The following is a 19,337-nucleotide window of genomic DNA, read 5'->3' on the forward strand; positions in this document are numbered from 1 at the left end:
CACGTCGCGGTCCTCGTAGGGACGCGCCGGGTCGGGAAGGAGCATCGGATGCGTTCCAGCAGACGCCCGGCCAAGCGCCGGCTCCTGCTGCTTACTTCCGTAACTGCGGCTCTGGCCGTGGCCGCGGTCACCGTACCGGCCGCACTGACCTCGGACCGAGCCGAAGCGTCGGCGCCGTTGCGGGCCCACGCCGCGGCGATCGACCGGTATATCGGGACCTCAATCGACCCGGACCCGCTGGCCGACGAACCCATTTACGGCACCATCGTGGCGCGGGAGTTCAACTCCATCACCACGGGCAACACCCTGAAGTGGGACTGGACCCAGCCCAGCCCGGGGCAGTGGAACTTCGGCGCCGCCGACACCTTCGTGGACTTCGCCGAGCAGCACGACCAGCTCGTGCGGGGGCACACCCTGGTATGGCACAACCAGACCCCGGGCTGGGTGCAGGACCTGCCCTCGGCGCAGCTGCGCGCGGCCATGGAGAGTCACATCGACGCTGTTGTGGGCCGCTACGAGGGCCGCATCGGGCACTGGGATGTGGTGAACGAGCCGTTCGAGGAGGACGGGTCGTTGCGGGACTCGTTCTGGCGGGAAGGGCTGGGCGACGGGTACATCGCCGAGGCGTTCCAGCTGGCCCGACAGGCCGACCCGAACGCGGAACTCTACCTCAACGACTACAACGTGGAGGGCATCAACGCTAAGAGCGACGCCATGTACGAGCTGGTCGCTGATCTGCTGGCGCAGGGTGTGCCGATCGACGGCGTGGGGTTGCAGGGCCACCTGATCCTCGGCCAGGTGCCCTCGACCCTCCAGCAGAACATCGCCCGGTTCGCCGCCCTGGGGGTGGATGTCGCGATCACGGAACTCGACATTCGGATGCAGCTCCCGGTCACCCCGGGGCAGCTGGAGCAGCAGGCGCGCGATTACGCCGAGGTGGTCGACGCCTGTCTCGCGGTCGAACGTTGTGTGGGGTTGACGGTGTGGAGCTTCACCGACCGGCACTCCTGGATCCCGGAGTTCTTCCCGGGCGAGGGGGCGGCCCTGCCCTGGGATGAGGAGTACGAGCCCAAGCCCGCCTACCATGCGATCCACGACGCCCTGGCAGCGCACGACCCATCCCCACCGACCGGCTCACCACCGACCGGTTCGCCTCCGACCGCCTCCCCAACGACCGAGCCGCCGGCTGGCGACTGCACCGCGGACTACCAGTTGGGCGACGAGTGGCCCGGCGGATTCGTGGCCGAGGTGACGGTGACCGCTGGTAGCTCAGCGCTGACCGGGTGGCGGGTCACCTGGACCTTCGCTGACGGGCAGGGCGTCAGCGACCACTGGAACGCCATCGTCACCACCAGCGGGCCGGACGTGACCGCAGTCAACACGTCGTGGAACGGGAACCTGGACCCCGGAGCCAGCACCACGTTCGGGTTCGTCGGGACCCACCCAGGCACCAACACCGTCCCGGCCGTGACCTGCACCAGCCAGTAGAGCGCGGCGCCGCTGGGCATGACGGCGGTCGCTGGAGGTCCGGCGCTGGCGTAGTCCAGCGCCGGACCCGAGCCTGGCTGGGCCAGCTGTCGAAGCCCGGACGATGGCCGGCGGTGTGGTGAGCGAGAGAATGCCACCAACACCGACGGAACGAAAGGGTGCCCCGCATGCCGAGCTCGACCACCCCGCTACCCAGCGCTGGCTTCTCGATCACTGTCCGGGTGAGCGTGACCGCCGACCCGGCCGCGATCGGGCGGCTCACCACCGCCGCGGGGGAGGCGGGTGCGGTGGTCACCGCAGTGGACGTGGTCGACTCCGACCATGTGACCCTGGTCGCCGATCTGACCTGCGACACCGCCGACACCGCGCACGCCGACCAGGTGGTGGCGGCGCTGGAGGGCCTGGTCGGGGTGGAGATCCGGAAGGTGTCGGACCGGACCTTCCTGCTCCACCTGGGCGGGAAGATCGAGGTGACGCCCCGGGTGTCGCTGCGGAACCGGGACGAGCTGTCCCGCGCGTACACGCCGGGGGTGGCCCGGGTGTGCCAGGCGATCGCGGATAACCCGGCCGACGCCCGCAGCCTCACCATCAAACGCAACACGGTGGCGGTCGTCTCCGACGGCTCAGCGGTGCTCGGCCTGGGTAACCTCGGCCCGGCCGCCAGTCTGCCGGTGATGGAGGGCAAGGCGGCACTGTTCAAGCGGTTCGGCGGGGTGGACGCCTGGCCGGTGGTGCTCGACACCCAGGACTCGGACGAGATCGTCTCGATCGTGAAGGCGATCGCGCCGGCGTACGGGGGGATCAACTTGGAGGACATCGCCGCCCCGCGGTGCTTCGAGATCGAGGCGCGGCTGCGGGAGGTGCTGGACATCCCGGTCTTCCACGATGACCAACACGGTACGGCGATCTGCGTCCTGGCGGCCCTCACCAACGCGCTGCGGGTGGTGGGCAAGCAGTTGAGCCAGGTCAAGGTGGTGGTCTCGGGCACCGGTGCCGCGGGTACGGCGATCATCAAGCTGCTGCTGCGGCAGGGGGTCGGCGACGTCATCGCGTACGACCGGCCGGGTGCGCTGCACCGGAAGATGAGCGATCTGAGCCCGGACTGGCGCTGGCTGGCCGAGCACACCAACCGCGACGGTTACGCCGGTGACCTGCCCGGGGCGCTGCGCGGGGCGGACGTCTTCATCGGCGTGAGCGCCCCCAACCTGCTCACCGGTGCAGACATCGCCGGCATGGCCGACCAGGCGATCGTGTTCGCGCTGGCGAACCCGGACCCTGAGGTTGATCCGCGGGAGGCCCGGGCGCACGCCGCGATCGTCGCCACCGGCCGCTCGGACCAGCCGAACCAGATCAACAATGTGCTCGCCTTCCCGGGTGTGTTCCGGGGCATGCTCGATGCCCACGCGGGGAGCTTCAATGCGGCGATGGCGGTCGCCGCCGCGCAGGCGATCGCGGACGTGGTCGGCGAAGAGAAGATCAACCCGATGGTGATCGTGCCGAGCGTCTTCGACGCCCGGGTCGCTCCGGCGGTGGCGGCGGCGGTCCGCGACGCGGCGAAGGCCGAGCCCACCGCCTGACCTCTGCCCGGTCACCATGGGCTAAGACCGGCGCCCCGGATCTTCGCGTTCGCAGCAGATCCGGGGCGCCGGCCGGCAGCCGGTCAGCCGGCTGCGCGGTGCCGGTTACGGCATAGCGTCGGCGAGGTCCTCGAACGGATGCAGGTTGTCCGAGTCCGGCGGGGCGATGCCGTACTCTCCGCCGACGTCGACGATCTCACTGCTCATGTGCATGGTGACGCCGTCAATCTCCGGGAAGATCATCTCTACAGTGCTGAGGAGCTCGTTCTCGTCCAGAGTGATGACGACGTCGACGGTGTCGTCGCTCGCCGGTTCCGGTGGGCCGGTCGGCGCGGCGGCACCGACCATGGACTGCATGAACTCCGAGTCCTCACGCACCGTGCCGGTGTAGACCCCGTCACCGGTCTCCTCCACGTCGGTGATCTCGGTGAGCAGCGTCTCGGTCTGCGAGGCGAGGTCGAAGCCGCCGAACATCTCGTAGATCTCGTCGAGGTCACCCTGCTCGGTCAGGTCGATGGTGAACCACGCATCCTCGCCGTACGCCTCAGTCGTGTCGACCAGGCTCCCGGACATCTGCATATAGACCGTGCCCGCCACCACGATCGTGGTGGTGTGCATGTCGGAGAACATCGCCTCCATCCCGGCCAGCTCGGGCTCTCCGGAGAGGTCCTCGCCGGCCGCATCGAGGATGGCGCTCATAAATACAGACTGCGATGACTGCGAAGACTCACCCTCGACCACGGTCGACATCTCGAGAAAGTCGATACCGTTCATGGTCACGACCGACTCCATCTGGTAAGACTCAGACTCTAGACTGGAGTAGGAAGCGAGGAGGACCTCCTCAGGGCTGAGTTGCGCAACGCCTTCCTCGCCGGGCTCGGCGCCAGTGTCGGAGCCGCAGGCGGCGAGGCCCAGCACGAGTGCAGGGACCGCGACGGCGCCGGCGAGGTAGCGGGGCATGACGACAGGCATCAGCATCCTCCAGAAACGGGGCAGATTGTCGTGCCTCAGCGTACCGGCCGCGGAGGTTGACTGGCCCGCCATCTCCACCCGGCTGGGCCAGCCAGCCGCTCGTCAGCGACGGCCGCGGGCACCCCAAATGTCGATGATCACAGCGCGGAAGCGATCGAAGGCAGCAAGATAGTCGTCGACGACGCCAATGAGGACTAGCTGCGACGGCGACCTCGCACCCGGGGTCGACAGATAACTCTGCCAGGCCTTATACTCTGGGCTGTGATGCTCGTGGAGCCACGACTCCATCGGGATCAGCTCGCCGGAAGAGTCGGTCAGCGCCCCCCGGGTTGGCTCCGACAAATCATCCGGCTGCAGTTGGTCGTAGTAGCTGATCCTCACCCAGGCCATGAGTGCCTGTCGGCTCGCCCCCTGCAACCTTCCGATGCGATAATTGACCAAGCCGATATGCCTCTCCCCGAGCTCCACGTAGGTCTGTCCAGCCGTTCCGACGTCGACCGCGGCGACCAGCCCGGCGATCCCTGGCAGGACAAACATCTGTAGCGCAGCCTCAGGGTCATCATGTGGACCGTCCAGTGACAGCAGATAGCCGAACACCCCGGCGGCGTACTCCTCGATCGATTCGAGGAGCTCGCTGCGGGCCTGCTCATTGCGTCCGACCTCAGCGAGGAAGACCCCGGCCTGGCGGGGTGTGAGGTGGCGCAGAGAGGTGCCGGTGGCGACCGCATCAAGATCGTCGTGATCGATCACCAGGTGAAGATCCGGCAGGTAGGCCGCGGCGAGCCGCCCCATGCTGGGGCGTAGCCGGTCGGGCACCCCACCGGTGTGAGGACTGTGGATAGCGTCCGCGGCCGCGGTGACCAACGCCTGCATGATCAACGACTCCGCAGCTTCCGGTTCTCGGTCCGAGTCCGGGGTCGCGGCGGCTTCGAGTACCGCACCGACATCGTCGAGCCACCGCTCATCGGCGTAGTAGATCCACTCCTGGAACAAGGCGCTCACCCGAGGGAGCCGCCCGGCCTCGTCCGGCGCATCGGGCTGCTCCGGGGTCGAGCCGAGGAGCACCTGCTGGGCACCCACCGGGTCATTGAGTAGTTGCGGCAGCGTCTGCACCCAGTCCGGCCGGGTCGGCTCAGCAATCCCCGGCTCCGGCGCACCCACCACCCCGACCAGGGCCAGGACCAACCCGCTGAGCAGCGCTCGACCAGCCGGGCGAATCCGCGGTGTGAGCCGGGTGATTGTGTGCCCGGGCTGCTCCCGGCGCGTCGCCTCCATCATGGCTTGAGGTTATCCCGGCGGAACCAGTCAGTTCGGTCGCTACGTCTTCTGCCGGGTGCCAGCCAGGGACCGTTCGTCCCCGGATAACCAGGGCCTTCATCCGGGCCGCCGGACGGAGCACGATCGGGTCATGAACAGAACAGATCTGCACGGCAAACTCGCCGTCATCACGGGTGGCAGCGACGGGATCGGGCTCGGCCTGGCTCGCCGCCTCGCCCAGGCCGGTGCCGAGGTCATCATCCCAGTGCGAAACTCGGTAAAGGGCCGGGCAGCCCTCGCGAAGATCGGCGGCGACTCTTCCACGCGTACGCTCGACCTGGCGTCGTTGGCATCGGTCGCGGCCCTGGCCGACCGGCTGAACAACGAGGGGCGGCCGATCAACATCCTGATCAACAATGCCGCAGTCATGACCCCGCCCACCCGGCACACCACCGCCGACGGCTTCGAGCTGCAGTTCGGCACCAACTACCTGGGGCACTTCGCGCTGGTTGCCCGGATCCTGCCGCTGCTGATCGCCGGACGCGCCCGAGTCACCACCCAGTCCGCCCTGGCCGCCGCCATGGCCCGCACGATGAACTGGACGGACCTGCAGTTCGAGCACGGATACAAGCCCTGGCCCGCGTACAGCCAGTCAAAACTGGCGACCATGCTCTTCGGTCTGGAGCTCAACCGGCGCAGCGAAGCCAACGGCTGGGGCATCACCAGCAACGTCGCCCATCCCGGGTTCACCCAGACCAACCTGCAGGCCGCGGGCCCGACCATGGGTGGCACCAGGTCGCAGTTCGACGCGATGTTCCGGCTCTTCGCCCCGCTCGGGTGGCCGGTTCAGAAGGTCGAGGGCGGCCTGCGCCCCGCGCTCCACGCGGCGACCAGCCCCGCTGCCGAGGGTGGCCGCTTCTACGGCCCTCGCGGCCTGGGGCACCTCACCGGCGCGGCAACTGAGGAGAGGATCTACCGCTCCGCCCGCAACCCCCAGGACGCCGCCCGGCTGTGGGACGTCTCCCGCGAGCTTGCCGATGTCACGTTCGCGGTTCGGGGACACTGAGACTATGGACCGGGCCCAGTTGGCCGACTTCCTCCGGGCGCGGCGCGAGGCGCTGCAGCCGGAGGATGTCGGCCTTCCCCGGGGCGTGCGCCGGCGCACGGGCGGGCTGCGCCGGGAGGAGGTGGCCGGGCTCTGCGGCATGTCGGCCGACTACTACGGCCGCATCGAGCAGCAGCGGGGCCCGCGACCTTCCGAGCAGATACTCGCCGCGATCGCCCGCGGCCTGCGCCTGTCCCTCGACGAGCGGGATCACCTTTTCCGCATCGGCGGGCACCCGGTGCCGCAACGCCACCCACGCGGGGACCACATCAATCCGGGCATCATGCGGATCCTCGACCGGCTCGCCGACACTCCGGCCCAAGTGATCAACCGACTCGGTGAGACGCTCATGCAGACCCGGCCGGCGATCGCGCTGATGGGCGACGACGGCCGGTGGACCGGGCCGATGCGCAGCATCGTCTACCGCTGGTTCACCGACCCGCGGTCCCGGCTGATCTACCCGAGCGAGGACCACCCGATGCGTAGCCGGGCCTTCGTCGCCCAGTTCCGGCAGGCGTACAGCCAACAGGTGCCCGGGGCCGCGGAGATAGCGGAGACCCTGCTCGCGGTGAGTGCCGAGTTCGCTGCGATCTGGGCCGAACATCAGGTAGGTGAGTCGTACCTGGGCGCCAAACGGATCTCGCATCCGGAGCTGGGCCTGCTCGAGCTGCAGTGCCAGACGCTGATCGACCCGGACCAGTCCCAGACGCTGCTGGTCTTCACCGCCACGCCGGGCACCGAGAGTTACGAAAAGCTGCAGATGCTGTCCGTCGTCGGCTGACGGGCTAACGCCCGCGCGGGTCCTGCCCCGACACCAGGCCGATGAGCGTGGCGAGCGCCATCCTTCGCGAGCCGGCCCGTTCGACGGTGGGTCAGCCCGGCGAGAAGAGCTCGGCGAGAATCGGGCCGATCACTTCCGGTGCTGCCTCGTGGGAGCGGCCCGCAAGGATGCGGTGGCGCCCGTGCCGGAAGAGCTGCGCCACCTCTTTGGCCGCGTGCTGGCGCCAGCGGGCGCTCTCGGTCCCGGTGATCACCAGCACTGGGGTGGGGAGCGCGGCCCATCGGGCTGGCGGGCGGAAATCACCCATGGCCGCGAGGTCGTAGCGGATCGTGTGGGCGACAGCCTCCAGCGCCGCCCAGGTCGGCGCGCTGCGCATCGGCGCCACGATCTCCACCGGCATCTCCACCGCTTCGGTCAGGAACAGCTCCACCGCATCACCGCGCCGCCCGGCCGCCACCAACCGGTCGAGCTGGTCAACGAAGTCTGCCGGCATCGGCTTGCGGGAACCGTCCAGGATAAACGGTGGCTCGATCAGCGCCAGCCCGGCAAGGTCTACCTCGGCCAGCGCCGCCTCGACGGCTAGCACCGCCCCGGAGGAGAACCCCACCGCATATACCGGCTCATCCAACTCGCGGACGATCGCGTGCAGATCCTCGAGCTCGCGGGCTACCGCATATGGCGGGTTGTCCCCGCTGGCACCCCGCCCCCGCCGGTCGTAGGTGACCACCGTGAACCGCGACGCCAGCCAGGTCACCAGCGGTGCGAACGACGACCGGTCATTGAGCGCCCCCCCGACCAACACCACCGGGCTGCCCGCACCCGATTGCTCATAGGCGATCAGGGTTCCGTCGCTCGACCGTACGGTGTGGATGGTGCTTGTGGCCGGCGGCGGCGCCGCCGGGGTGGCCGCCGGTTGCTCAGGCACCTCCCGGAGATATTCGAACAACGGCCCGTGGCCGTAGAGACTCGGCTCGGTCTCGGTGGAGAGCCCGGTGTAATAGGCGATGTGCCGCTGCAGGACCGGCGTAAACTCACCGGCGGCGTGCAGTTGCTCCAGACCATAGGCTCCCACCGATTCCAGCAACCGGTAGCGGATCCCGGCCGGCCCTTCGACCCGCACCACCAGCGACCGGTCCACCAGCCGCGCCAGCAGCTGCGGCACCTCGCTGGCGACTAGCTCGTGGTCGGCACAGATCGCCTCAGCGGCAGTCGATGTGAAGCTGTCCGGGTGCAGAGCGAGTCGGCGCAGCACCGCCCGCTCGGCGGCGGCTAGCAATCCCCAGCTCCAGCCGATCACCGCCTGCAGGGTCTGCTGTCGAGCCGGGACCCCCCGCAAGCCGGCCGACAGCAACCGGAACCGGTCGTCGAGCCGGCTGGCGACCTCATGCACCCCGAGCCCGTTCACCCGGGTGGCGGCGAGCTCCAGCGCCAGCGGAATCCCGTCCAGCCGTTGGCAGATCCCGGCGACCGCATCGGCATTCGCCGGCGTCAGCCTGAACCCTGCCGTCGCCGCTGCTGCCCGGGCCACAAAGAGTTGCACCGCGCTTGAGGTTGCTAGCGTCGTCGGCTCGCGCGCCGTCGGATCGGGAAGGGCCAGCGGTGCCACTTCCCACCGGACCTCGCCCGGGATTCCCAGCGGTTCCCGGCTGGTGGCGAGGACCCGCAGGCCGGGAGCGGCCCGCAACAGCAGCGCGGTGAGGCTCGCCACCGGCCCGATCACATGCTCGCAATTGTCCAACACCAGCAGGGATCGTTGCTCCCGCAACACCTCGGCGAGCGCATCGACCAACTCGTCGACATCCTCGGCCGGCCCCAGCGCCCGGTCATCGAGGCGGAGCGCGGTGGAGATCAGCCGGACCAGGCCGGCCGCCATCCCCGGGCCGTGGGAGCTGGCTGGACCCGCCGCGCCGGCCCGCTGCTCGATGGTGGCCAGCTCGATCAGCCACACCCCGTCGTCGTACCCGTCGACGAGCTGGTGGGCGACCTCCACCGCCAGCCGGGTCTTACCCACTCCGCCCGGGCCGGTGAGCGTCACCAGCCGGTCGGCCGCCAGCCGCGACCGCACCTCGGCCACCGCCTCCTCCCGACCGACCAGATTGGTCAGCGGGGTCGGCAGGTTGTTGCTGGGCGCGGCCGACCGGCAGGGCTCGGCCGGTGGTGCAGCCAGCCGCGGCTCCTGCCGCAGGATCGCCTGCCGCAGCGCCGTCAGTTCGGCGTCCGGGTCCAGACCGAGCTGGTCGGCGAGCTGATCGCGTAGCTCGCCGTAGGTCTCCAAGGCCTCGCCGTGGCGACCCGCGCGATAGAGCGCAAGCATGTATGCCGACCGGAGTCGCTGACGCAACGGATGCTGGGTGACCAGGCTGCCGAGCTCGCCGATGAGTTCGGTGTGCTCACCCAGCGCGAGCCGGGCCTGCGCCTGTTCCTCCCGCGCGGCCAGCCATTCCTCGGTCAGCCGGTCGATCGCGGCCCGCGCGAATGGCTGGTGGGCGAAGTCGGCATAGGCCGGGCCGCGCCACAGGGCCAGCGCGTCGGCGAGCCTCGCCGCCCGGGTCTGGGGGTCGCCGGCCGCCCGTGCCCGCCCCACCAGTGCCCGGAACTGGCCCGCGTCCACCGCCTCTGGCGCCGCCCGCAGCAGATATCCAGGCGGCTGCCAGGCGACCAACTCCCGGCCCTCGGGTGCGGCGCCGGCCAATGCCCGCCGCAGCTGCGAGACCCGGGTTTGCAGGGTGCTGGTCGGGTTCTCGGGAAGCTGCTCGCCCCACAGATCATCGATCAACCGGCTCGCCGAGACCGGCTGGCCCACGTGCACCAGCAGGTCCGCCAGCAGCGCGCGGACCTTCCGCTCCGCGACCGCAACCGGCTCCCCGCTGGCGGTCCACACCGCCAGCGGACCGAGCACCCCGAATCGCAGCACCAGGCCAGGTTACTCAGCCCTACAGCGGACCTAAAGCAGACCCGAAGTGGTGGCCCGCATCGTGGAGTCCGAGCCGTTGATTCCGTCCGCAGAGTCCGGAGAAAAGCCTCATGAGTACGGTAACGTCCCGGGACGGGACAGGCATCGCATTCGACCGGTCGGGTGAAGGGCCGGCGATCATCCTGGTGGCCGGCACGCCGACGGTGCCGCCTTCGCCTACGGCATCTCCTCCGGGGCAGTGCTCGCATTGCACGCGGCCCGCCGGCTGCCGGGCATCACCAGGCTGGCGCTCTACGAGCCACCGTTTATCGTGGACGATAGCTATCCACCGGTGCCATCGGACTATCTGGACAGAATTAAGGAGTTGACCGCCAACGGCCGGCCCGGCGACGCGGTCGAGCTGTTCCTGACCTTTGTCGGGGTCTCCGGCGAGCAGGTGACCCAGATGCGGGCAGAGCCGTTCTGGCGCGGGTTGGAGGCGGTCGCGCACACGCTGGTCTACGACTTCACGGTCATGGGCGACACCCAGCGGGGCAAGCCGCTACCGGCCAACTGGGCCACGCTCACCACCCCGGCGCTGGTCGCCGATGGCGAGCAGACCCCGCAGCCGTACCTCCGGCCGGCGGCTGATGCGCTGGCCGCGCTGCTGCCGAACGGGCGCCGTCTCACCGTCGCCGGCCAGGACCACGCAGTCGCGCCGGAGGCGATCGCGCCAGTGCTGATCGACTACTTCACCGAAGCGTAAGACTGTAGTGAAAGGACAGATTGATGGCTGAGACCACGACCCGGCCGACGAGCACCACCCGGGGCCTGCTTGCCTGTGGAGTGATCGGCGGTCCGCTCTTCATCGTGGTGGTCCTGATCCAGCAACTGACCCGGGAAGGTTTCGATCCCCGGCAGCACGCGCTGAGCCAGCTCAGCCTCGGCGACCTGGGTTGGCTTCAGATCACCAACTTCATCGTCACCGGCCTGCTCTTCCTGGCCTGCGCGGTGGGGATGCGGCGGGTGCTGCGCGGCGGCCCGGCCGGTACGTGGGGACCGCGGTTGTTCGGCGCCTTCGGTGCGGCCCTGATCTGGGGTGGGGTCTTCGTCACCGATCCGGCCTTCGGTTTCCCGCCCGGCACGCCGGCGGGTGCCCCGGAGGAGTTCACCTGGCACGGGATCCTGCATGGGCTCGCCCCGACCGTCGCCGCGATCGCGATCGTGGCCGCCTGCTTCGTCTTCGCCCGCCGGTTCTCGCGGCTCGGTGAACGGGCCTGGCTGTGGTATAGCGTGATCGCCGCCGCCGGTTACTTGCTTCTCGCCTTCGCCAGCTTCCCGCTCGAGGACTTCCGGCTCATGCTCGCCGGCGGCATCCTCGCCTGGACATGGGCCTCAGCGATCGCCCTGCGCCTGCTTCTTGCCCGCTGATCCAGCGGGATCTGTCCCAGCCGCGCCCGCAACGCGGTCAGCACCCGCCGGTTGTCCAGGTGCGAGACGTCCTGCGGGGTGACGACGATGACTGCGCTCGCGTTCGGCAGCGCCCGGAAGACCGCATGTACCAGATGCGTCGTCCCGGGCGCCAGGTCGATCACGAGGCGGTCCAGGGTTCCCCAGGTCGTGGCGAAGACCAGCTGGTCTGTGGTTGGTCGGTGGCCGACTGGCGGCCGGGAGCTGGGGCGGATGGTGCTGGTGGGAGCGTTATCCCGGCGGGGTGCGGGCGCGCAGGAGATCGAGGGCCGCTCCGGCTGCGCGCCAGCCGCTGGCGAGGGCACCCTGGATCGAAGGGCTGTCTCGGTGGTCGCCGGCGACGAAGATGCCGTCGCCGAGCGCGACTGGTTTCCGGAGCCTTCCCTGTGGCGGAGGCGCGGCGGGCAGCGCGTCCGGCAGCGACACGGTATGGAGATGGTCCCAGCCGTCGGTGGCGCGGCCGTAGAGTCGGGCGAGTTCGGGGCGTACGACCTCCTCCGGCGGCGCGGCCGGACCGACGACGGTGGTCGCGACCAAGTGCTGCCCCGCCGGGGCGTACGACGGGGCGGCTCGGGTGATCACCACGGTGTTCGCGATCAACTCCCGGCGGTCTCCGTCGAGCACCAGGGTCGGCTCGTCCAGCGGCGGTTCGTCGGTCCGATGGTAGTAGGTGGTCAGGGCCCGCGTCCGAATCTCGCCGAGGGCCGGCAGTAGCCGGGTTGCCGCGGGGGGATCCACCGCGACGATGACTGCCCGGCACCGCAGGTCGCCGGCGTCCGACCGGACGACGCCCGGCCCCACCGTTACGACTGGGTGGCCCAGGTGCAGCTGGGAGTCGGGTAGTGGGACGGCGATCGCTGCCGGCAACGCCGCCATGCCGCCGGCCGGCAGCCCGATCCGGCCGCGGGCGAAGGAACGGATGATCATGCTTAGGACCCGGCTGGACGTCTCCAGCTCCCGATCGGCGAAGACCCCGGAGAGGAACGGTCGGATCAGCTCCTCGATGATCCGGTCGGAGAGCCCGGCTCGGCGCAATGCCTGCTCCGTGGTGGTCTCAGGGGCGGAGAGCAGCCGGCTCGGCGGCAGCGCTGAGAGTCTCGCGGCGAGCGCTGCGAACCGGAGCCGGTCCCGGGCGCTGCCGACATCGGCGAGCACCGTCCGGGGGCCGCTGGCCGGTTCGCGTACCGGGTTGATCAGTCGGTGTAGGGCGCCGCGGCGCCGTACCACCACGCCCGAGGTGAAGAAACCCAGGTCGAGGCTGGCCAGGTCGATCAGGGTGCCGAGCCGGGGGTACGCCGTGTTGAGGACCTGGAAGCCGCGGTCGAGCAGAAAGCCGTCGACGGTCTCGGTGGCGACCCGGCCGCCGAGCCGGTCCGCGGCCTCAAACAGCACCCACGGCACCCCGGCACGGTGCAGCCGCCGGGCGGCGGCGAGTCCGGCCAGGCCGCCTCCGACCACCACGATGTCGGTCTCGGTCGGCAACGGGCGGGTGGTCTCGGCGGTGCTCATGGGTACGAGACTGCCCGCTGTGAGGGCGGGTCGCACCCGAAAGCCGGCATCAGCTCCGAGCCGCGGGGGCGACGGCGTCGAAACCCTGAGCTGTCGCGGCGGCGAGGAGCCGCTTGTCGTAGGTGACGAAGCTGATACTCGGCACCTTGAGCGCGAGTGCTGTGGCGAGGTGGATGGCGTCGAGGGTTCGCAACAGTGGGTCCGGCAACGCCGTGGCCGAGTCGAGGATCATGTTGTCGATCGGGAGGACGAGCAGCCGCGCGAACACCGCAGGCAGGCGGGGGATCGCCGGCGGATCGGAGCGTCGCAGCGCCCGAACCGTCTCGGTGCGGGCTAGCGCCGAGGTGAGGGTGGTCTGCTGGGCACGTTCGGCAAGCCACAGAGCGAGTGCGTTGCTGTGTGGTGCCGGATGAACCAGTTTGACCAGGGCTGCCGAGTCGAGGTAGATCACAGCCGGTCGTCGCGCTGGTCGGAGATCACCTCGGCGGCGTCCTCGCCTCGCCATTCGCCGGTGGCTGCGGGAACCGTGTAGTCACTGAAGTCCGCGGTCGGGCTCGAAACGCGGCCTTCAGCCAGGAGTTGGTCGAGGTAATCACTACCGGTCTGACTCAGCTCCGGCACCAGTCGTGCCCAAGGACGACCGTTGCGCGTGATCATGATTACTTCGCCGGCGTGAGCGCGGTCGACCAGGGAGCCGGCGCGATGAGTCAATTCACGCAGCGTCACCGTCGTAGCCATAGCCGTGAGTCTAACACTTGTTAGACAGGTGTCATCCTCTCGCCCGCCGATCGGTGCTGCGCGACAGCGGCGGAGCCGGGCCTGCGGCGTGCCGCCACTGGGCCGGTGTCACCTCATGGTCGGCGCGGAACCGCTTGATGAAGTAGCTGACGTCGGGGTAGCCGACCCGCCGGCTGATCGCGGCCACCGTCAGCTTGGTGTCGGTCAGGAGCAGCCGGGCCTGCTGCATGCGCCGTTCGGTCAGCCACCGTTGCACGGTGCGGCCGGTCTTGCGGCGTACCACTGTGGTGAGGTGGCCGGCGGTGAGGGAGAGTTCGGCGGCGATGTCGGTCAGCGAGATCGGCTCGTGGTAACGCTGCTCGATGACGTCGAAGACCGCGGCGAGCAGTGGCTCGTCGGCGGAGCGCAGCTCGCCGGTGACGTCGATGGCTAGCCGGGACACCGCCACCAGCAGCAGGGTGAGGTGGGCCAGGGCGGCTTCCTGGTAGCCGTCGCGCCGGGCCCGCAGCTCGGTGTCGAGCGTGGCGATTCGCTCGACCCAGCTGGGCCGTTCGGCGGCCGGGATGCGCAGCCGCTGCGGCCGGTCGATGCCCTGAGCGAAGGGGAACAGTAGTGGATGGGCCCGCCATGAGGAGTAGGCACCGCCGCGGATCACGTCGGCCGGGAAGAAGACCACCCAGCCGTCGTCGACGAACTCGGCGATCGGGCCGGTGAAGGACAGGACCTGCCCGGGGGCGATGACGAACAGGTCGCCGTCGGTCACCAGCCAGCTCCGCTCGTCGATCCCGATCGTGCCGCTCGCGCGGTGAGCGTAGAAGAGCACCAGGAAGTCGTGGGTGTGGGTCTGGCCAGCCGGCAGGGCATCGGCGGTCAGCGGCTGCTCTGACAGGTGCTCGACAGCCATCGGCGGGGCGCCCGGGACGCGGCGGAACTCGGCGACCGGCACGCCCTGTGCGGTGCGTCCGGCGAGCCGGGTCGCCGGGGCCTGCGGAGCCGAAGATTGTCGCATGCCAGCCATTGATTGGGCGATGTCCGGGCCATGCTGCTGCATGACACTGATACTACGACCGAGTTTTGTCTGATCGACAGGAGCGTGACATGACCGGACCCATCCGAGCAGGTGCGGAGCGGCGATACATCCCGGCGATGGGCCGCCACTGGATGCTGTTCCTCTACGACCCGTTCACCCGCCTCGCCGGCCTGCCGCGGGTGCACAGCGAGCTGCTGGACCGGGCTGAGGTGCAGCCGGACCACCGGGTGCTGGAGATCGGCTGCGGCCCGGGCGACCTGCTGCTGTCGCTGTCTCGTCGGGTGCCGCAGGCCGACGTGCTGGGCATCGACCCCGACCCGGCGGCGCTGCGCCGGGCCCGCCGCAAGGCGGCCCGCAGAAACCTGCCGGTGCGCGTCGAGCAGGCGTTCGCGGACGCGTTGCCGGTGCCTGACGGCAGTCTCGATCGGGTCTTGTCGTCCTACATGTTCCACCATCTCGACGCGGACCAGAAGGTGCAGGCGATGCGGGAGGTCCGGCGGGTGCTGCGGCCCGGCGGCGAACTACATCTGCTCGACGTCGACGGCACCCCACGCGGCGGCGGGAAGCGTCACCAGCACCCGCTGCTGGTCGACCAGCCTCCCGAGCGGATCCTCGCGACGATGCGCGACGCCGGCCTGACCGGCGCCGCCGAGAACGGGCGCGGCCAGCGTCGGGGCCCGCTCGGTCGCTACGTCTTCTACCGCGCCGGCACCTGACCGGCTGGCGGCCGAGGCGGAGCGGTACCTCGGGTCAGTCTGTCGGCATCTCGACAGTGAGACCGGCCGCTGCGGCGGCATCGGCCAGTCGCTTGTCGTAGGTGACGAACACCGTGAGTCGAGCTTGATCGTGAAGCCGGAGGCCGGTCGCGAGGTGGATAGCGTCGAGGCTGCGCACGGTCGGTGGGTTGACGGTCTGCGCGAAGATGCGGATGCCGGCGTCGATCTCGATACGGTCGACGAAGTCAAGGAGCGTATGAAAGTCATTGATGACGATTGGCATCTCGGCGGGTGGGGTGGCTCTGGCCAGTGCCCGGAACGTCTCGACCTCCAGCAGCGCGGAGCTTACCCAGTCCAGTTCCGGACGCTCGTCAAGGTACCTGCGCAGAGCAGCGGAGTGCGCCTCGGCGTGGATGAGCTTGACCGCCGCGGCCGAGTCCAGGTAAATCAACGCCCCTCGCCCGCTCGTTCTCGTGCGATCTCCTCGGCAACGTTGATCCCGTCGGACGCAGGCATAGGTCGGCGCAGAAAGGCACGCTTCATCTCCGCCAGCCGTTCCCGGCGCAACGCCGCCTGAAGCACCGCGTGGCGGATCGCCTCGGATCGGTTGGTGCCGTCCTGGGTCAACACATCCAGGGCGTGCTCGGTGTCGGTGTCGGTGCGGATCGTGATCGTCTCGGCCATAGAACTATGGTAAGACGCTCTGTAAGACAGGGCAAGTCGCTTCGCCGAGGCGGGCTGGGTGGCTGCTCGCCGTCCGTCGATTCGCCGCAGCGCCGCCCACCAGCGCCATCACCCGCTGTCCGGGGTGGACAGTTTCGGCTACACTTGGTAGCTGTCTAGTGGCGAGCGGCGAGGGTGGCGCTCCCCGGTCCGCGGAGATCTGGAGCACCATGAGCCATCGCGCTGGCACCCACAGTCGGTTCGGGCCCACCCGGCTGCGCCTGCCCCACCCGCGCCTAGCGGCGTTGCCGCTGGCGGCGGTGGTCACCGGGCTCGTCCTGGCGATGGCCACCGAGCCGGTCCGGACCGCGATCGTCCGGTCGGTGGAGCTGGAACCAGGGGCAGCGGGGGAGCGGCTCGGGGCGCTGGCCGCGCTCGTCGTCGCGGTCGGGTCGTTGCTGGCCAGCGTGCGGCTGTGGCGCAGTCACCGGCAGGCGGCCCATCCCGGCACGATCGAGATCGTGCCGCCGGTCGAGGTGCCGGATCAGCTCCGGCCCGAAGAGATCACCGCCGCGCTGCGGGGCGAGCTGACCTCGATGAACCTCACCAGCCCGTCGACTGTCCCCGGGGAGGCCGCCCCGCAGGACTTCATCACCGACGTCCGGACCGCCGCTGCCAGCCCGTCCCGCGGCTGGCGCCTCGCCCTGGCCGCCGTGCTCTGGCTGCGACCGCCGCTGCCGTACCAGGTGGCGCTGGTGATCCGGGTCGACCAGCGGCGGGTGGGGTTGACAGTGGAGGTGCGCAGCCGGGTCGGTCGAGGTCTCTATGTCACCACCGTCTGGGACGACAGCTGGGAGCAGGTGATCTCCCGGGCCGCCTGTCACATCGCGGCCCAGGTCCTCCCGCGGACCAGCCTGTCCCGGCTACCGCCGTGGACCCCGTGGCGCGGAGTGCGGATCGACCCCGAAGTGTTCTGTCACTTCCACGACGCCCGGCGCTATGCGGCGAGCGGGCGGTTCGAAGAGGCGATCGCTGAGTTCAACCGGGCCACCGCGCTCGATCCTCGCAATCCCTACATTCGCTTCGAGAAGGCCACTGTCCTGGAGCAGCTGGGGCTCTACATCGACGCGTTGGCGATCTACGTCGATGTGACGGTCATGGAGAGCTGGTACGACCGGCGGGTGTGGCGGCGATATCGACAACGCTTCGGCGATCGCCGGCATCAGCACCGGCGACCGTGGTTCCTGCGCCGGAGCCCCAACGGAGCGGCGGCGCTGCAGCTGGCGCGATACCGGATGGTGACGGCGCTGGCGACGAGCAATCGGCTCACCGCGCAGTGGGAGAAGCATCGGCGACCGATGGCGGAGCCGACCGGCGTCGCGACGCCAGGACCGTGGCCGGGTCGGGATCCGCAGGGCCGCCGCCAAGAGGACGCGGAGCGGGTGATCCACCGGTTGCGGCATCACCTCGGCGCCTACGGCACGCTCATGCTGCGCTGGACCGACCCGAAGTCAGCTGCCGTCTCGTCGGCGGACATCGAGGGTGACCGGGGCGCGATGCGGCGGGTACTCCAGTTCGCGGCCATGGTCGAGGCGCAGGAGATCGCGGACGACTACCGTTGGACGACACTACGTCGATGGCGGCGGGGCCTACCCGTTAGCCAATCGGCGATCCGGATCCTGCCGCCGTGGTCCGCACTACAGTACCGGTATGTCGAGATAGTCCAGGCCAGCCAGGCTACGGCGGACGAGTCGAGCGACCCGCCTGCGCAGTGGTGGCGGTTACCGTTGATCTCGGATAAGCAAGCTCGTCTGCCCGTGGCGGGGGTCGAGTGGCAACCTCCGAACGAGACGGCGCGGCTGCCGTGGCCGCCACCGCCGGAGCTGGTCTCCAGACTGGTCAGTAAGGCTTTGCGGCAGCAACGGCGGTGGTTGCCGTACTGGCTGCCGGCGCATCGGGGTTGGCTGGAGCATTACAACGCCGCCTGCCTCTACGCCGTCGGCATGCTCACCAACGAACTGGTCACCACCGAAACGCTCACCGAGACCGCTGCCGCGCACCACCAGCAGCTGGTCAAGCTTGCGATCGATCAACTCCGATTGGCGGTGATGGGCGCCGACAGCCAGTTCGCGGCCGGTCGGGCGGACTGGCTGCGATGGGGCGACCAGGACCTGGACGATCTGCGGGTCACCCGGGACTTCGACACCTTCGTCGACCGATATCTGCCGGGCGTCTCTCCGCTGATCAGACTGCCCCCGAACGCCGCCCTGCTGGCGATCACCAGGCACCTCGCCCGGTTGGTGGAGCAGTACGCCCGAACCCGGCGGCGGGCCTGGGAACGTGCGGCCGATTCCGGGGAGCCGGTAGACATGCGGGACGAGCCGGCCTGGTGGAAGCTGCTTCGTGCGTTCTGTCGCGACTACCGGGACTGGGCCACCCGGCTGTCGCTGATCGCCATGCTCACCCGCGCCTCCCCCGACTTCGACCCGGCGATGCCCGGGATCGGGCAGGACAAGGAGTGGGCGACGGTCGCCTGGCGGCCGATGCATCAGGGCGGGCAGGTTCCCCGCAGCTCTGTTGATCGGGTCCGGGAGTGGCTCGAGACCGAAGTCACGTTGCACCGAAGCGCCGAAGCGCTGATCCGGCGCCGTAACCAGGCCCTCGACGACCTCCATCAGGTGCTGGTCGAGGCGCTGATCGACGAAGCGCTCCACGAGCTGTGGTTCGCCGCCGCCGACTCCCGCACGATCGCCGACGCGCACGTGACCGCCTGGTGGCGGGTGGAGAGATACATGCGGAGCCTGCGGCACGGGCGGCTCGCCGATCCTGATATGGCGCAGGTCCGGGCGGGCCTGGAAGCGATCCGCGATCAGGCCGGCGCCGCGCTAGGCGGCTCGCGGCGGCGCCGCCTGCGTGGCTCCGGCAAACTGCGTAGCCGGCCCGATCAGCCCATGGGCCAACCCTGAGCGCTCTTCCCCCGGTCACGCGGGCTTGGGTTCCCGGCGCAACCGGGAGGATTCCCGCGTACGGGGTGGGCGGCCAGCGGTCGATGGGGTGGTACGGTCGGGTGATGCATTCGGGCACCGCGTCGAGGAAGCTGTGGTCCCTCCGCTGACGGCGGCAGGGTGACCCACTTCG

The 19,337-nt window shown here is 69.8% G+C and carries 17 protein-coding genes and 1 pseudogene; 8 read left to right on the forward strand and 10 right to left on the reverse strand.

All coding sequences use genetic code 11. The features are described 5' to 3' along the window. The first annotated feature begins 48 nt into the window (after positions 1 to 48). The gene (locus tag JQS43_RS11465) at positions 49 to 1,488 is read left to right on the forward strand and encodes an endo-1,4-beta-xylanase (protein ID WP_239679067.1); all 1,440 of its coding nucleotides are present in this window, start codon (positions 49 to 51) and stop codon (positions 1,486 to 1,488) included. A 167-nt stretch (positions 1,489 to 1,655) separates the two neighbouring features. After that, positions 1,656 to 3,065, forward strand: a complete 1,410-nt coding sequence (locus tag JQS43_RS11470) for an NAD-dependent malic enzyme (RefSeq protein ID WP_239679068.1) — start codon at positions 1,656 to 1,658, stop codon at positions 3,063 to 3,065. A gap of 105 nt (positions 3,066 to 3,170) precedes the next feature. Here the strand turns inward: JQS43_RS11470 and JQS43_RS11475 are convergent, their stop codons facing one another. Further along, entirely contained in the window at positions 3,171 to 4,037 is an 867-nt protein-coding gene (locus JQS43_RS11475; RefSeq protein WP_239679069.1) for a hypothetical protein, read from the reverse strand. Positions 4,038 to 4,139: 102 nt separating this feature from the next. Further along, positions 4,140 to 5,315 carry a hypothetical protein gene (locus JQS43_RS11480; RefSeq protein ID WP_239679070.1) on the reverse strand — a complete coding sequence of 392 codons (1,176 nt, stop codon included), beginning with the start codon at positions 5,313 to 5,315 and terminating at the stop codon, positions 4,140 to 4,142. 130 nt (positions 5,316 to 5,445) lie between these two features. Here JQS43_RS11480 and JQS43_RS11485 point away from each other — a divergent pair, with 130 nt between their 5' ends. Both JQS43_RS11485 and JQS43_RS11490 read left to right on the forward strand, forming a co-directional pair. Beyond that, the gene (locus JQS43_RS11485) at positions 5,446 to 6,360 is read left to right on the forward strand and encodes an SDR family oxidoreductase (protein ID WP_239679071.1); all 915 of its coding nucleotides are present in this window, start codon (positions 5,446 to 5,448) and stop codon (positions 6,358 to 6,360) included. Positions 6,361 to 6,364: 4 nt separating this feature from the next. Then, complete coding sequence (locus JQS43_RS11490; RefSeq protein WP_239679072.1) at positions 6,365 to 7,180, forward strand: helix-turn-helix transcriptional regulator; 816 nt, start codon at positions 6,365 to 6,367, stop codon at positions 7,178 to 7,180. 91 nt (positions 7,181 to 7,271) lie between these two features. Here the strand turns inward: JQS43_RS11490 and JQS43_RS11495 are convergent, their stop codons facing one another. Continuing rightward, positions 7,272 to 10,094, reverse strand: coding sequence for an AfsR/SARP family transcriptional regulator (locus tag JQS43_RS11495; RefSeq protein ID WP_239679073.1), 2,823 nt, complete (start codon positions 10,092 to 10,094; stop codon positions 7,272 to 7,274). Between the two features lie 238 nt (positions 10,095 to 10,332). Here JQS43_RS11495 and JQS43_RS11500 point away from each other — a divergent pair, with 238 nt between their 5' ends. Together JQS43_RS11500 and JQS43_RS11505 are read left to right on the forward strand one after the other, a co-directional pair. Beyond that, positions 10,333 to 10,839, forward strand: a complete 507-nt coding sequence (locus JQS43_RS11500) for a hypothetical protein (protein ID WP_239679074.1) — start codon at positions 10,333 to 10,335, stop codon at positions 10,837 to 10,839. 23 nt (positions 10,840 to 10,862) lie between these two features. Continuing rightward, positions 10,863 to 11,504: a DUF998 domain-containing protein gene (locus tag JQS43_RS11505; protein ID WP_239679075.1), complete on the forward strand. Its 642-nt coding sequence runs from the start codon at positions 10,863 to 10,865 to the stop codon at positions 11,502 to 11,504. 44 nt (positions 11,505 to 11,548) lie between these two features. Here JQS43_RS11505 and JQS43_RS26295 read toward each other — a convergent pair. The 5 genes and pseudogenes from JQS43_RS26295 to JQS43_RS11525 all read right to left on the reverse strand — a co-directional run. Beyond that, a pseudogene (locus JQS43_RS26295) lies at positions 11,549 to 11,848 on the reverse strand (P-loop NTPase); the annotation flags it as partial. After that, positions 11,775 to 13,025, reverse strand: a complete 1,251-nt coding sequence (locus JQS43_RS11510) for an NAD(P)/FAD-dependent oxidoreductase (RefSeq protein ID WP_239679390.1) — start codon at positions 13,023 to 13,025, stop codon at positions 11,775 to 11,777. The pseudogene JQS43_RS26295 and the gene JQS43_RS11510, both read right to left, overlap by 74 nt. 76 nt (positions 13,026 to 13,101) lie before the next feature. Then, positions 13,102 to 13,503: a type II toxin-antitoxin system VapC family toxin gene (locus JQS43_RS11515; RefSeq protein ID WP_239679076.1), complete on the reverse strand. Its 402-nt coding sequence runs from the start codon at positions 13,501 to 13,503 to the stop codon at positions 13,102 to 13,104. After that, complete coding sequence (locus JQS43_RS11520) at positions 13,500 to 13,790, reverse strand: type II toxin-antitoxin system Phd/YefM family antitoxin (RefSeq protein ID WP_239679077.1); 291 nt, start codon at positions 13,788 to 13,790, stop codon at positions 13,500 to 13,502. Before JQS43_RS11520 ends, JQS43_RS11515 begins: the two co-directional genes overlap by 4 nt. A 31-nt stretch (positions 13,791 to 13,821) precedes the next feature. After that, positions 13,822 to 14,736, reverse strand: a complete 915-nt coding sequence (locus JQS43_RS11525) for a helix-turn-helix transcriptional regulator (protein WP_239679391.1) — start codon at positions 14,734 to 14,736, stop codon at positions 13,822 to 13,824. A 152-nt stretch (positions 14,737 to 14,888) separates the two neighbouring features. Here JQS43_RS11525 and JQS43_RS11530 point away from each other — a divergent pair, with 152 nt between their 5' ends. After that, complete coding sequence (locus JQS43_RS11530) at positions 14,889 to 15,536, forward strand: class I SAM-dependent methyltransferase (protein ID WP_239679078.1); 648 nt, start codon at positions 14,889 to 14,891, stop codon at positions 15,534 to 15,536. 34 nt (positions 15,537 to 15,570) lie between these two features. Here the strand turns inward: JQS43_RS11530 and JQS43_RS11535 are convergent, their stop codons facing one another. Both JQS43_RS11535 and JQS43_RS11540 read right to left on the reverse strand, forming a co-directional pair. Next, entirely contained in the window at positions 15,571 to 15,987 is a 417-nt protein-coding gene (locus JQS43_RS11535; RefSeq protein WP_239679079.1) for a type II toxin-antitoxin system VapC family toxin, read from the reverse strand. Further along, positions 15,984 to 16,220: a hypothetical protein gene (locus JQS43_RS11540; RefSeq protein WP_239679080.1), complete on the reverse strand. Its 237-nt coding sequence runs from the start codon at positions 16,218 to 16,220 to the stop codon at positions 15,984 to 15,986. The genes JQS43_RS11535 and JQS43_RS11540 overlap by 4 nt, the downstream gene beginning before the upstream one ends. Before the next feature lie 209 nt (positions 16,221 to 16,429). Between JQS43_RS11540 and JQS43_RS11545 the strand changes: the two genes are divergently transcribed. Continuing rightward, positions 16,430 to 19,165 carry a tetratricopeptide repeat protein gene (locus tag JQS43_RS11545; RefSeq protein ID WP_239679081.1) on the forward strand — a complete coding sequence of 912 codons (2,736 nt, stop codon included), beginning with the start codon at positions 16,430 to 16,432 and terminating at the stop codon, positions 19,163 to 19,165. Positions 19,166 to 19,337 lie beyond the last annotated feature (172 nt).

Source organism: Natronosporangium hydrolyticum, from assembly GCF_016925615.1.
GTDB lineage: Bacteria > Actinomycetota > Actinomycetes > Mycobacteriales > Micromonosporaceae > Natronosporangium > Natronosporangium hydrolyticum.

What these genes read in the sequence shown, in the direction of transcription:
- JQS43_RS11465 (WP_239679067.1), top strand. Translation starts at nt 49, where the DNA reads ATGCGTTCCAGCAGACGCCCGGCCAAGCGCCGGCTCCTGCTGCTTACT.
- JQS43_RS11470 (WP_239679068.1), top strand. Translation starts at nt 1,656, where the DNA reads ATGCCGAGCTCGACCACCCCGCTACCCAGCGCTGGCTTCTCGATCACT.
- JQS43_RS11475 (WP_239679069.1), bottom strand. Translation starts at nt 4,037, where the DNA reads ATGCCTGTCGTCATGCCCCGCTACCTCGCCGGCGCCGTCGCGGTCCCT.
- JQS43_RS11480 (WP_239679070.1), bottom strand. Translation starts at nt 5,315, where the DNA reads ATGATGGAGGCGACGCGCCGGGAGCAGCCCGGGCACACAATCACCCGG.
- JQS43_RS11485 (WP_239679071.1), top strand. Translation starts at nt 5,446, where the DNA reads ATGAACAGAACAGATCTGCACGGCAAACTCGCCGTCATCACGGGTGGC.
- JQS43_RS11490 (WP_239679072.1), top strand. Translation starts at nt 6,365, where the DNA reads ATGGACCGGGCCCAGTTGGCCGACTTCCTCCGGGCGCGGCGCGAGGCG.
- JQS43_RS11505 (WP_239679075.1), top strand. Translation starts at nt 10,863, where the DNA reads ATGGCTGAGACCACGACCCGGCCGACGAGCACCACCCGGGGCCTGCTT.
- JQS43_RS11520 (WP_239679077.1), bottom strand. Translation starts at nt 13,790, where the DNA reads ATGGCTACGACGGTGACGCTGCGTGAATTGACTCATCGCGCCGGCTCC.
- JQS43_RS11530 (WP_239679078.1), top strand. Translation starts at nt 14,889, where the DNA reads ATGACCGGACCCATCCGAGCAGGTGCGGAGCGGCGATACATCCCGGCG.
- JQS43_RS11540 (WP_239679080.1), bottom strand. Translation starts at nt 16,220, where the DNA reads ATGGCCGAGACGATCACGATCCGCACCGACACCGACACCGAGCACGCC.
- JQS43_RS11545 (WP_239679081.1), top strand. Translation starts at nt 16,430, where the DNA reads ATGAGCCATCGCGCTGGCACCCACAGTCGGTTCGGGCCCACCCGGCTG.